Raw genomic sequence first — 12,492 nt, forward strand, 5'->3', positions numbered from 1 at the left:
ATATCAAACTTAATTAATTTGAATTTTAAATTTAATTTTTGTGATTTAATAGTAGCATTTCCATTTGATGCTTCTAGTTGGTCTAAATTTTTAATATATTTAAAATTTTCTGCTACTATTTCAAAATTATTATTTTCTGAAAAAGCCTTTCCTTCTTTTGCTAAAACAAGATTACCTTTATCTTGAATATTAATATTTTTTACATCAAATTCAAAAGTTTCAGTTTTTGATATTTGAGGTAAAATAAAAAATAAAAGCAGACAAAGTGTAAAAAATTTATTTTTCATTTATTCTTATTAAACCAATAATTGTAATAATTGTAATAAATATAATAGGTAAAAAAACTGAAACTACAGGAGGGATTTTGCCAGTATTTCCAAGTGAAATAAACAGAAAATTTAAATAATAAATTATAACTGATATAAAAATACCTAAAATTATATTGAAGTAGATTGAAGTTTTTTTTCTTATATTAATCATTATCACAGAAGATAGTACTGTAAGTAGGGCATAAACATATGGAGAGATAAAAAGTTGATACAAATGAATTTCAATTTCATCATAAGAATATCCAAGCTTTTCGTAGTCTTTCTTTAAATTAAACAATTCAATTAAATCTAGTGTTCTAAAATTGGAGAACAAATTTCTTATTTTGTCGTCGTCAAAATTTGTTTGAAACTCAAGAATATCGTAATTTTTAGAGGAAACGTTTTCTATAGTAACAGTTGGTTCATACAATATCCATTTTGTAGTATCTATATTTACTTTATTTGCCTGTATTGTTTTTATGAGCTTAAAATCAAAACTAAACTCATTAATAATTACTTCGTTTAATATATTATTATTTATATTTTTAGATTTAGTTATCAAAATTGAGTTTTGACTTTCGTCTTTTAACCAAAGACCACTGTCATTAACGACAGCTAAATATTTGTTGTCGTCACTATAGTTATTTTTAATATCTGTATATAAAAATTTTAATTTTGATGAAAAATTGTAATAAACAAAAACAATTAAAATACCGATTATTACAGTTGAAAAAAATAAAGTTTTAATTATTTTTAAATTACTAAGACCATTATTTTTAAGTAGTACAATTTCGTCATTTTTAATTATTTCGTAATAAAAAAATTGTGCAGTTATTAAAAATATAAACGGAAAAATATCAAATAATGTAATAGGTGCGTTTAATATTGTTAAAAAATAAGGAAGAATAAAATTCACTTTTTTATTTTGGAAAAATGATATTTCTTCAAAAATATTTAGAATTATTCCCAGACAAAAAAAAGCCAAACAAATTAAAAGAAATTTTTTATAGAATTTTATTAATATATATTTTTCGTAAATTTTAAACATTTTTTGCTTTTAAATAAAACAGTGTGTAACTGAATATAAAAATTATCCAAGGAGCTAATAAATATGCAAAAGTGGATATCATTGAAGATGTTGAGTATCTTAAGGTTGTTTCAGAAAAAACTAGCAAACAAAAACCAAATAAAAAAGTTAATTTAGTTTGTGATTTGTATCTAGAATTATTTTTAGGTAAAATTATTAAAAAACTGCAAATAACAGCTAGAATAGGAATGTAAATGGGTTTATAAAATCTTTTTAAAATTTCCTGATTTATTTTTTCCATGAGTGAAGTGCTACAATTTCTTGTATCATTTACTTTTTGTTTATAAATATTTCGAAAAGAACATAAAACTAATTGTTTTGATGGCGTTTCCTGAATTTTTGGCACCAAAGTTGTATTAGAAGAATATTCAGATAAATTTATATCTATTCTGTCAAATTCAAAAACATTTATTTTGTTTTTATTTTTGTTAATTACTTTTCCTTCATAAAGCCTAAATATTTTTGTCTGAAAATTATCAATTATTGTTCCTCTCGACGCATACGTCATTTTTGTTGTTTTTTTTGAGGAGTCGTCAACAAAGATGTTTTCAAATGAACCATCTTTATTTTTTTTATCAATAAAAATAGTTAAATCTTGTACAGCATTTATAAATTTTCCTTCTTTAATTAATGATGAAAAAAAATCTATATTGGACTCTTTAAGCAAAGTTCTTGATTTAAGTTGAAAATGAGGAGATACATAACCTCCGATAAAAATTTGGATGATAAACAAAATTATTGAAATATAAATGATTTTATTTGCAAATTTTATTTTTGTTACACCATGAGTCCAAAAAATTAAAAGCTCATTTTTTGTTTCATAATTCGTCAAAATTAAAAATAGTGTTATAAAAAAAATAAAAGGAATAAGTCTGTGGATTATCTTAGGAAAATTATAAATAGAATATAAAAAATACGTCCTCAAACCGTGACCATCTTGGGTTACATAATCAAGATAATTGACCGCTTGTATTGTCCAGACAATTAGGCCCAAAGATAAACACAAAAGTAAAAATAAATAAGTGGTATCTTTATTTATTTTTCTAAAAATTAATTTTTTCATTGAAATACAATAATATTAAATTATATACCATTCTACACTCCCAGAGTGTATTTAAAAATTATGTCTATTCAAATTTATTATAAAAACAAATTCTCAATCAAAAACCCATCTAATCTTATTCTATTTGTTGATGAAAAATTCAGCTCTTCACCATTAAAAAAACATATTTCAAACAGTGAATATGCTTTTGTTTCTGATTTAATAAAAACTAAGGATCTAAAGAAAAATATTGCAAGTTTTGATGTTAGCTCAAAAAAAAAAATAATTTTAGTATCTATAAAAAAAAATTATTCTAATTCTGAAATTGAAAACTTAGGTGCAAAGTTTTATGAACAATTTAATAATTCAAAAATAAGAAATTTTTACATAAATTCAAATTCTTTACCGAGCATTGATAAGAATATAGTTGGATATTTCTTACATGGATTAAATCTAAAGTCATATAAGTTTGACAAATATAAAAGTAAGAAAAATAAAAACAATATTACAATTAATGTTCTTGGAAAAAATATACCCTCATCTAAAGATCAATTAAAATTTAAAGCAATAGAAGAGGGAACATTTTATACAAGAGACTTAGTTTCTGAACCAGGAAATATTTTACATCCTGATGAATATGCTAAAAGATTAAACTCATTAAAAAAAGTTGGATTGAAAATTAATATTTATGATGAGAAGAAATTAAGAAAACTTGGGATGAATACTCTACTTGGAGTTGGTCAGGGCAGTATAAGAGGTTCTTATTTAGTTACAATGGAGTGGAATGGATTAAAGGATAAATCGAAACCTCTAGCATTTGTAGGTAAAGGAGTTTGTTTTGACACTGGAGGAATTTCTCTTAAACCAGCTAAATTCATGGAAGATATGACGTATGATATGGCAGGTTCCGCTGTAGTGGTTGGATTAATGAAAAGTTTGGCTCAAAGAAAAGCAAAAGTAAATGCAGTGGGTGTAGTTGGGCTTGTTGAAAATATGCCTGGAGGCAATGCACAAAGACCAGGAGATATAGTAAAATCATACAGTGGAAAGACAGTTGAAATTTTAAATACTGATGCTGAAGGAAGACTGGTATTAGCTGATGCTTTAACTTACACGGAGGAGAAATTTAAACCAAAATTTATTGTAGATTTGGCAACTTTAACAGGTGCAATTATTGTTTCTCTTGGATCAGAATATGCAGGATTGTTTTCAAACGATGATAAATTATCAAATCAATTAATTAACGCAGGAGAATATGTTGAAGAGAAAGTTTGGAGAATGCCATTAAATAAAAATTTCGACAAACTAATAGATTCAAAAAATGCTGATATGCAAAATATCAATTATGTTGGAGGTGCAGGATCCACAACAGCTGCACAGTTTTTACAAAGATTTATTTTAAATAAAACGCCTTGGGCACATTTAGATATAGCTGGAATGGCTTTTTCAAAATATGGTGGAGCGCTAAATTCAGGGGGTGCCACAGGTTATGGAGTAAGATTATTAAACAAACTTATAGAGGATAATTATGAGTAATATTGAGCAAACTTTATCAATCATTAAACCAGATGCAGTTGAAAGAAATCTCGACAATGAAATTAAAGAAATGTTTAAAACTAAGGGATTTACAATTTTAAAAGAAAAAAAAATCCAAATTGAAAAATCAGAAGCTGAAAAGTTTTATAAAGTTCATGAAACCAAACCATTTTATAATGATTTATGCGCCTATTTATCATCAGGTCCGATTGTTGTAATGGTTCTTGAAAAAGAAAATGCAGTTTTAGGAAATAGAGAATTAATGGGTGCTACAAATCCAGAAGATGCAGAAGAAGGTACTATTAGAAAAAAATACGGGATTTCAATAGACAAAAACTCCGTACATGGATCAGATAGTGCTGAAAATGCTAAAATTGAAATAGATTTTTTCTTTAAAGATTAAAAACTTTTAATATAGCTTTTGGGTACAACTTATGTTCTTGAGCTAAAATTTTTTTAGCAAGAGAGGTCTTTGTATCTTTTTTTGAAATTTTTACTTTTTTTTGAAGAATAATCTTCCCCGAGTCCAATCTAGTATTAACAAAATGAACAGTACATCCTGAGTACTTTTCCTTATTGTTTAATACTCTTTGGTGAGTATTTAATCCTTTATATTTAGGTAGTAAAGAGGGGTGTATATTTAAAATTTTTCCTTTAAATTTTTTTATAAAATTTTTTGACAAAATTTTCATAAATCCAGCTAGACAAATCATTTCAATATTATTTTTTTTTAAGATAGAAAGTAGATTATTTTCACTTAATTTTTTATTTTTAAAATTTAAAACTTTTTTTTTAATTTTAAATTTTTTGGCATAATTTAAACCCTTAGCCTTAGAGTTATTTGAAAAAATAAAATTAATTGATATAGGAGATATTTTAGTTTTAGAGAATTTAGCTAAAGATTTTAAATTACTGCCTGTCCCCGAAATAAATACAGCTGTTCTTACTTTATTTTGACCAATTGATAGAACCATTTAACTTAACTTTATTTTTTCCATTAAAAATTTTTCCAATAACATATGGTTTGTATTCTTTTGAAAAAAATTTACTTATTTTTTTTAAATTTTTACTTTCAACAATAAGACAAAAACCAACTCCACAGTTAAATGTTTTAAGCATTTCTTTATCAGAAATTCCATTATTTTTAAGCCAATTAAATATTTTAGAAGTTTCAATTTTATCTAAACTTATATGTGCTGAGAGTTTATCTGGTATAATTCTTTTAATATTATCGGACAAACCTCCTCCAGTTATATTTGCACAGCCATTGATTAAGTTGTTATTTATTAAATTCATTATTTCTTTAACATATATTTTGGTTGGTTTTAGAAGCTCAGATTTTAAAAATTTATTTTTTTTAATATTTATTTTTTTTAGTTTTAATAAATATCTTACAAGAGAATACCCATTAGAATGTAAACCACTGGAAGGAATTGCAACTATAAGATTATTTTTTTTTATTTTATTTTTTTTTAAAATTCTATTCTTTCCTACAACTCCTACAGCAAAACCTGCGATGTCAAATTTACCTTTTTCATACGTACCTGGCATTTCAGCAGTTTCACCTCCGACGAGCTCACATTCTGATTGATTACAACCTTTGTTAATCCCTTTTATTATTGCTTTAAGTTTTTTAAGATCAATTTTATTTATTGATATATAATCTAAAAAAAGCAAAGGTTTAGCTCCTTGTACGATTAAATCATTTACACTCATAGCAACCAAGTCAATTCCAATGGTATCAAATTTATTTAAAGTATTAGCAATTTCAATTTTGGTTCCTACACCATCTGTACAAGCTACGATTTTAGGTTGTTTAATATTATTTGGTATATTTGTTATTGAGCCAAACCCACCTATATTTGAAAACTTTTTTTTGCCTCTTTTTTTTGCTGAAACTGTAGAAATGAAATCAACAAACTTGTCTGCAGCTTTGATATTAACTCCACTTTTTTTATAGGTAAATTTTTTTTTATTCATTAATATGTTTTATGAAATTTATTTCTCAACTTTATAAATTAAGGCTTTTATATAATTTTTTTTTATTTCTTGCTTTAATAAATATTTTCTTTTCCACAGAAAATAGTCATGCAAAGACATTTTCTATAAATGATGTTGAAATATCAACACCTTTTGAAATAAATTTTAATAAAAATGAAATTATTGATAAAGGATTTTTAAAGGCATTTAATGAACTAATTTTTTCAATTGTCCAAAGTAAAGATCAAATAAAATTAAAAAAAACGCCAATAAATCAAATAAAAGGAATGATAGAAACTTTCTCTATTAAGGAAGAAAAGTTTGTAGATGAAATTTATTATCTTGTCCTGAATGTTTCATTTAATAAAAAAAATATATTTGATTTACTAGAGTCAAAAAATGTATTTCCGTCTTTACCTGTAAAAAAAGATTTCTTATTCATTCCAGTTTTTGTTGATCAGAATAAAAATCAAGTTTCAATGTTCTCTGAGGATAAATTATTTTCCAGCTGGAATGTAAATAACAAAAAATATAGTCTTTTAAATTATATCTTACCCACTCAAGATCTTGATGATTTTAGTTTAATAAAAAGAAATATTAATAATTTAGAAACTTATGACTTCAAAGAAATTATAAATAAATACAATATAAATGATCACATAATTATGATTGTATTTAAAGATGATAATAAAATAAGAGTATTTAATAAAATTTATTTCAATCAAAAAAAAAATATTAAAAATTTAAAATATACTGAAATTAATTTTGATGAAGAAGAAGAGTTATTTGAATTTATTGATAATTTAAAATTAGTCTACGAAGATTTTTGGAAATCACAAAATCAAATCAATACTTCAGTAAAGTTATCTTTAAATATTTCTATTGATAACTCAAATAATATAAAAATTAACAAATTTGAAAGAATTTTATCTGATATGGATTTGATATATAATTTTTCAATTTATAAGTTCGATAATCGAAATAATTTTTATAAAGTTATTTTTAATGGAACTCCTGATAAGTTTTTAGAAGTTATGAGTGGAAAAAATTATGATTTTGAAATTAAAAATAAAATTTGGGTTTTAAATGACAAATCTTAATCAGCAAATACTTAAATTTGATTATGATCAAAATTTTAAAGATCAGGATTTTTATGTTTCAAACAGTAACGAACACTCTTTTAGCCTGTTAAATAGTTGGCCAAAATGGGATAAAAATTTTATAAACTTAATAGGTGAAAAGTTTTCTGGGAAAAGTCATTTAATAAATATATTTTTAGAAAAGCACAGAGGAATTAAAATTAACGCTGAAGATATTAATAATGACTTTCTTCAACAAATTAAAATATATGAAAATATTATTGTTGAGGATTTAACCGAAAAAATAAATGAAAATTTATTATTTACACTTATAAATATAATAGATCAGGATAATAAGTACTTAATAGTAACCTCAAAAATACCAATAGTTGACTTTAATTTTAAATTAAATGATCTTAATTCAAGATCTAATAATTTTATCTTATCTCAAATTGAAAAACCTGGTGATGATTTAATTTATGCACTAATATTAAAAAATCTTTCTGATCGTCAAATATCAATAGACCAAAAACTTATTGAATTTATAATTAAGAGAATTGATAGAACTTATGGCAAAATTTCCGATTTCATATATAAAATCGACGAAATTAGTTTAAAAAGAAAGAAACCAATCGATTTTAAAATTATAAAAGAAGCATTAGAGGTTTAATTGAATAAATACAGAACACATAAGTGTAATGAATTAAGAAAAGAGGATGTAGATAAAAAAATTTCTCTTTCAGGCTGGATAAATAAAAAAAGAGACCATGGGAATTTATTATTTATTGATTTGAGAGATAATTATGGAATTACCCAATGTATAATTGATAAAGATAATAAATATTTTTCTGATTTAGAAAAAATGCAATTAGAAACAGTAATTAAAGTTGAGGGTAAAGTTGTTAACAGATCTAAAGAAACAATTAATTCTGAAATTGACACTGGTGAAATTGAGGTTGTTATTGAGCAGTATGAAGTTTTAGGTACTTGTAAAGAGCTCCCAATGCCAATCTTTAGTGATCAAGAATATGCAGAAGAAATAAGATTGAAATATAGATTCTTAGATTTAAGAAGAAAAAAAATTCATGAAAATATTATTTTAAGATCCAAGGTTATTTCATATATCCGAAATGAAATGACTAAATTAGGTTTTTTAGAATTTCAAACACCAATTTTAACCTCTTCTAGCCCAGAGGGTGCTAGAGATTTTTTAGTACCTAGTCGTCTAAATCCCGGAAAATTTTATGCACTACCACAAGCTCCTCAGCAATTTAAACAATTAATAATGGTTTCGGGCTTTGATAGATACTTTCAAATTGCACCTTGCTTCAGAGATGAAGATGCAAGAGCAGACAGAAGTCCTGGGGAGTTTTATCAATTAGATTTGGAAATGTCATTTGTTGAGCAAGAGGATGTATTTAATGTTGTTGAAAAGTTGATGGTTAATACATTTAAAAATTTTTCAACTAAAAAACTGATGTTTGATAAATTTCCAAAGATTTCATACAAGGAATCAATGCTTAAATATGGTACTGATAAACCAGATTTAAGAAATCCACTCATTGTAAATGATATAACTGAAATTTTTACAAGAGAAGATGTTTCATTTGAAATATTTAAAAAATTAGTAAAATCTGGATCTAAGGTAAGATGTATTGTTACAAAAAATACAAAAGATAAACCCAGAAGTTTTTTTGATAATATTGATAAATGGGCTAAAGAAGAGGGTGCTTCTGGTTTAGCTTATTTTACTTTTGAAAAGGATAAAGATATTTCAGCAAAAGGCCCTATAGGAAAATTCTTTTCTCAAGATGCATTGGTTGAAATCATGAAAAAAACAAACTGTGAAATTGGGGATAGTATTTTCATGGCTTGTGGAAAACAAGATGAATTAGAAAAAATTACCGCACTAGCAAGAGATAAAATTGCAAAAGATCTTGACTTAGTTGATGAAAATATTTTCGCATTTTGTTGGATTGTAGATTATCCAATGTTCGAAAAAGATGTCTCAACAAACAAGATTAAGTTTAGTCATAATCCATTCTCAATGCCTCAAGGAGATTTAAGTGAAAAAGATTTTGAAAACCCATTAGATATACTTGCATATCAATACGACATAGTTTGTAATGGTATAGAATTATCTTCAGGAGCAATTAGAAATCATAAACCAGAACTTATGTATAAACTTTTCTCGATTGCAGGGTATGATAAAAATCAAGTAGATGAAAAATTTAGTGGTATGATTAATGCACTCAGTTATGGCGCACCTCCACATGGAGGAATAGCACCTGGTATTGATAGAATCGTAATGTTACTAGCTAATGAGAAAAATATTAGGGAAGTTACTATGTTTCCAATGAACCAAAACGCACAAGATTTGATGATGAATGCACCATCTGAGGTAAATCCAGATCAATTGAAAGAATTAAATTTAGCTTCAAAAACAAAAAAATAACTTATTTTTTACCTTTTAAACTTATTTTTACATCTGAAAGATCAACTAGATTTTTTTTATAATTATTTCTAACAAAACCTTTACTGGTAATGTCTTTTACAATTTTCAATAATTGATTTTGATCTTCAGAACTTTGATCTTCTGCATTGATGGCATCATTTCCACCAATAGCTGGAGTATGGGCCAGATCTTCTCTATTTTGATATGAAATAGCTAATTCTCTGAAAATATAATCCAAAATTGATGTAGCACTTAAAATTCTATCATTACCATGTACTTTGCCTGATGGTTCAAATTTTGTGCCAACAAATGCACTTATAAACTCATCTAACGGAACACCGTATTGAAGGCCTAAAGAAACAGCAATTGCAAAGTTATTCATTAATGCTTTAACAAGTTCACCCTCTTTACTGGTATCAATAAATATTTCTCCAATTTTTCCGTCTTCATATTCTCCAGTATGTAGGTAAACTTTGTGGTCACCAATAGTAGCTTTTTGAATATATCCTTTTCTTCTGTCAGGCATGCCAAACCTTTTACCTGACCTCTCGTTAGCTGTGTTTATATTTGTTATTACACTTTCTTTATTTATAGGGTTTATTTTATCCGTTTCGGTAACTACATCCACTTTGTTGTTTTCAATGACTTTATTGCTTTTAGGATCTAGACTTTTTGTTTTTCTGTTATCAAGTTTTACGTCTAAAACCTCAAATTTACCATCATCTCTTTTTTCTAAATTTTTTAACTCTGCCTCATTAATATCATCTAAATAATGATTTACTCTAAAGGTACAGGTATAATAAGTTTCAACTAAATACTTTGCCATTTGACCTCAATTTAAATTTTAATTTGAATAATGAATCAATTAATTTATATACATATTCATATTTTAGTCTAATTTAAATTTTACAATTTTTAATTGAATAAATAAAAAAATATTATGTTGACACTCTTAAGAAAAATTTTCACATGGTGGAATCAAGACACTTTTGGAACAAGATTAAAAACTATTTTTTTTGGAAAACTAGTTGGCACTGATGAGCTAGGTAATAAATACTATGAAAGTAAAAATGGAAAAAGATGGGTTATCTATTCAAACACAATTGACGCGTCAAAAATTCCCGTTGAATGGTATTCTTGGATACATTTTACACCAAATAAAATTGAGAAAAAACATACCTTAGAAAAATATGAATGGCAAAAACCACATCAAGAAAATTTAACTGGGACTGACTCAGCATATTATCCAAATAAAAATAAAGATGGTATTAAAAAGAAATACTCAAGTTGGAAAGAATAATTTTAAATTAATCTATTTAGTTTTTTTATTTTATTTTTGTTTAGTTTTAAACTCAAATGCAAAAAGTAATTTAGAGGGAGCTTTTACTGATATAAAAATTTTGGATAAAATAAGCTCTAAAAATACTTTACTTAAAATTAAAAATGGAGATTTAATAAAGTTTAAAGATTTATCAATTAAAAGTCTGAAATGTAAAAATTCAGAATTTGATGATAATCCAGAAATAACTGCCTATATACAAGTTAGAGATTTGACTAATAAAAATAATGATGAAGTTTTTGTTTTTAATGGTTGGATGTTTTCATCAAGTCCATCGATCACACCTTTTGATCATCCTGTTTACGATGTTTGGCTTGTTAGATGCTATTAAACAATTGAATCTTTGTCTAGCCAACTAACATTGAAATCTGAATTGATAAATTTTTTATGATTAAGTAATTTTTTATGTAGAGGAATTGTTGTAGTTATTCCTTCAATTACAAATTCATCCAAAGATCTATTCATTCTTTGAATTGCTTCTATTCTGTTTCTTCCATGACAAATTAACTTACAAACCATACTATCGTAATAGGGTGTTACCTTATATCCTTGAAATATTGCGCCATCTACTCTTGTTCTAAAACCAGATGGTTGATGACACATAGTAATAATACCAGGCGAAGGTTGAAAATTTTTACTAGCATCCTCAGCATTTATTCTGCATTCAATTGCATGTCCTCTAGGATTTATATCACTTTGTTTCAAAGCTGTTTCTCCTGAAAAAGCAATCCAAATTTGTTCTTTGATTATATCGATCCCTGTAACCATTTCTGTTACCGGATGTTCAACTTGGACTCTTGTATTCATTTCAAGGAAATAAAATTTCCCATCTTCATATATAAACTCTACTGTTCCAGCTCCCATATAACCTATTTTAGCTACCATTTTTACTGTTCTTTCAAATAAATCTTTTCTTATTTCATCATTTAAAACTGGACTTGGTGTTTCCTCTATCAGTTTTTGATGTCTTCTTTGAATTGAACAATCTCTTTCATGAAGGTGAACAGCTCTATTTTTTCCAGCTAATATTTGAACCTCAATATGTCTTGGATTTTGAAAAAATTTTTCAATATAGACTTCATCATTACCAAAGTATTTTTGTGCTTCAGATTTAGCGGTTGAAAACAATGTTTCAAATTCTTCTTCCTTATAAACTATTTTCATACCTTTGCCTCCACCTCCACCTGAGGCCTTAATTAAAACGGGAAAACCAATTTTTTTACAAAGTTCTTTTGCTTCAGAAACATCTTTTACACCGCCTTCAGAACCTTCAATAACAGGTAATCCATTTTCTTTAGCTATTATTTTTGCTTGAATTTTATCACCCATCATTTCAATATGTTTTGATGAGGCTCCTATAAAAGTAATCTTATTCTCCTCTAAAATTTTTGCGAAGTTTGCATTTTCAGAAAGAAAGCCATATCCGGGATGTACTGCGTCAGCATTAGTAAGCTCTATAGCTGACATTAAAGCAGGAATATTTAAATAACTATTTGCTGGTTGATGAGAACCAATACACACGCTTTCATCAGCCATTCTTACATGCATACTTTCTCTATCCACATCTGAATGAACAGCTACTGTAGATATTCCCCATTCTTTACATGCTCTAATAATTCTAACTGCAATTTCCCCACGGTTTGCAATTAAAATTTTTTTAAACATT

At 26.0% G+C, this 12,492-nt stretch carries 14 protein-coding genes; 7 read left to right on the plus strand and 7 right to left on the minus strand.

Features of this window, described 5'->3' with window-relative positions:
- The 3 genes from ACTT9R_RS06260 to ACTT9R_RS06270 form a co-directional block, all read right to left on the minus strand.
- On the minus strand, nucleotides 1-287 hold a 287-nt coding region (locus ACTT9R_RS06260; protein ID WP_440927155.1), incomplete at its 3' end, for a hypothetical protein.
- Nucleotides 277-1,356, minus strand: a complete 1,080-nt coding sequence (locus tag ACTT9R_RS06265; RefSeq protein WP_440927156.1) for an LptF/LptG family permease — start codon at nucleotides 1,354-1,356, stop codon at nucleotides 277-279. The genes ACTT9R_RS06265 and ACTT9R_RS06260, both read right to left, overlap by 11 nt.
- The gene (locus tag ACTT9R_RS06270; protein ID WP_440927157.1) at nucleotides 1,349-2,458 is read right to left on the minus strand and encodes an LptF/LptG family permease; all 1,110 of its coding nucleotides are present in this window, start codon (nucleotides 2,456-2,458) and stop codon (nucleotides 1,349-1,351) included. The genes ACTT9R_RS06265 and ACTT9R_RS06270 overlap by 8 nt, the downstream gene beginning before the upstream one ends.
- A 60-nt stretch (nucleotides 2,459-2,518) precedes the next feature.
- Here ACTT9R_RS06270 and ACTT9R_RS06275 point away from each other — a divergent pair, with 60 nt between their 5' ends.
- Nucleotides 2,519-3,973 carry a leucyl aminopeptidase gene (locus tag ACTT9R_RS06275; RefSeq protein ID WP_440927158.1) on the plus strand — a complete coding sequence of 485 codons (1,455 nt, stop codon included), beginning with the start codon at nucleotides 2,519-2,521 and terminating at the stop codon, nucleotides 3,971-3,973.
- Nucleotides 3,966-4,376 carry a nucleoside-diphosphate kinase gene (gene ndk, locus ACTT9R_RS06280; RefSeq protein WP_440927159.1) on the plus strand — a complete coding sequence of 137 codons (411 nt, stop codon included), beginning with the start codon at nucleotides 3,966-3,968 and terminating at the stop codon, nucleotides 4,374-4,376. Before ACTT9R_RS06275 ends, ndk begins: the two co-directional genes overlap by 8 nt.
- Here ndk and purN read toward each other — a convergent pair.
- Nucleotides 4,366-4,947 carry a phosphoribosylglycinamide formyltransferase gene (purN, locus tag ACTT9R_RS06285; RefSeq protein WP_440927160.1) on the minus strand — a complete coding sequence of 194 codons (582 nt, stop codon included), beginning with the start codon at nucleotides 4,945-4,947 and terminating at the stop codon, nucleotides 4,366-4,368. The genes ndk and purN overlap by 11 nt on opposite strands.
- A complete protein-coding gene (gene purM / locus ACTT9R_RS06290) occupies nucleotides 4,922-5,953 on the minus strand; it encodes a phosphoribosylformylglycinamidine cyclo-ligase (RefSeq protein WP_440927161.1) in 1,032 nt (343 codons plus the stop codon). Before purM ends, purN begins: the two co-directional genes overlap by 26 nt.
- Nucleotides 5,954-5,964: 11 nt before the next feature.
- Between purM and ACTT9R_RS06295 the strand changes: the two genes are divergently transcribed.
- From ACTT9R_RS06295 to aspS, 3 genes are read left to right on the plus strand one after another with little or no spacing between them, the layout of a single operon-like run.
- Complete coding sequence (locus tag ACTT9R_RS06295; RefSeq protein ID WP_440927162.1) at nucleotides 5,965-7,053, plus strand: hypothetical protein; 1,089 nt, start codon at nucleotides 5,965-5,967, stop codon at nucleotides 7,051-7,053.
- Entirely contained in the window at nucleotides 7,040-7,702 is a 663-nt protein-coding gene (locus ACTT9R_RS06300; RefSeq protein WP_440927163.1) for a DNA replication protein, read from the plus strand. Before ACTT9R_RS06295 ends, ACTT9R_RS06300 begins: the two co-directional genes overlap by 14 nt.
- Nucleotides 7,703-9,487 carry an aspartate--tRNA ligase gene (aspS, locus tag ACTT9R_RS06305; protein WP_440927164.1) on the plus strand — a complete coding sequence of 595 codons (1,785 nt, stop codon included), beginning with the start codon at nucleotides 7,703-7,705 and terminating at the stop codon, nucleotides 9,485-9,487.
- Nucleotide 9,488: 1 nt separating this feature from the next.
- On the opposite strand, the gene ACTT9R_RS06310 is transcribed toward aspS, so the two are convergent.
- On the minus strand, nucleotides 9,489-10,313 hold the full coding sequence (locus ACTT9R_RS06310; protein WP_440927165.1) for a TSCPD domain-containing protein: 825 nt from the start codon (nucleotides 10,311-10,313) through the stop codon (nucleotides 9,489-9,491).
- Between the two features lie 114 nt (nucleotides 10,314-10,427).
- Here ACTT9R_RS06310 and ACTT9R_RS06315 point away from each other — a divergent pair, with 114 nt between their 5' ends.
- Both ACTT9R_RS06315 and ACTT9R_RS06320 read left to right on the plus strand, forming a co-directional pair.
- Nucleotides 10,428-10,787, plus strand: coding sequence for an NADH-ubiquinone oxidoreductase subunit NDUFA12 family protein (locus ACTT9R_RS06315; protein ID WP_440927166.1), 360 nt, complete (start codon nucleotides 10,428-10,430; stop codon nucleotides 10,785-10,787).
- Complete coding sequence (locus ACTT9R_RS06320) at nucleotides 10,750-11,157, plus strand: DUF2155 domain-containing protein (protein WP_440927167.1); 408 nt, start codon at nucleotides 10,750-10,752, stop codon at nucleotides 11,155-11,157. Before ACTT9R_RS06315 ends, ACTT9R_RS06320 begins: the two co-directional genes overlap by 38 nt.
- Here the strand turns inward: ACTT9R_RS06320 and accC are convergent.
- The gene (gene accC, locus ACTT9R_RS06325; RefSeq protein WP_440927168.1) at nucleotides 11,154-12,491 is read right to left on the minus strand and encodes an acetyl-CoA carboxylase biotin carboxylase subunit; all 1,338 of its coding nucleotides are present in this window, start codon (nucleotides 12,489-12,491) and stop codon (nucleotides 11,154-11,156) included. The two genes, ACTT9R_RS06320 and accC, sit on opposite strands and share 4 nt — an antisense overlap.
- Between the last annotated feature and the right edge of the window lies 1 nt (nucleotide 12,492).

This window comes from Candidatus Pelagibacter sp. (genome assembly GCF_052049835.1).
Classification (GTDB): Bacteria; Pseudomonadota; Alphaproteobacteria; order Pelagibacterales; family Pelagibacteraceae; genus Pelagibacter.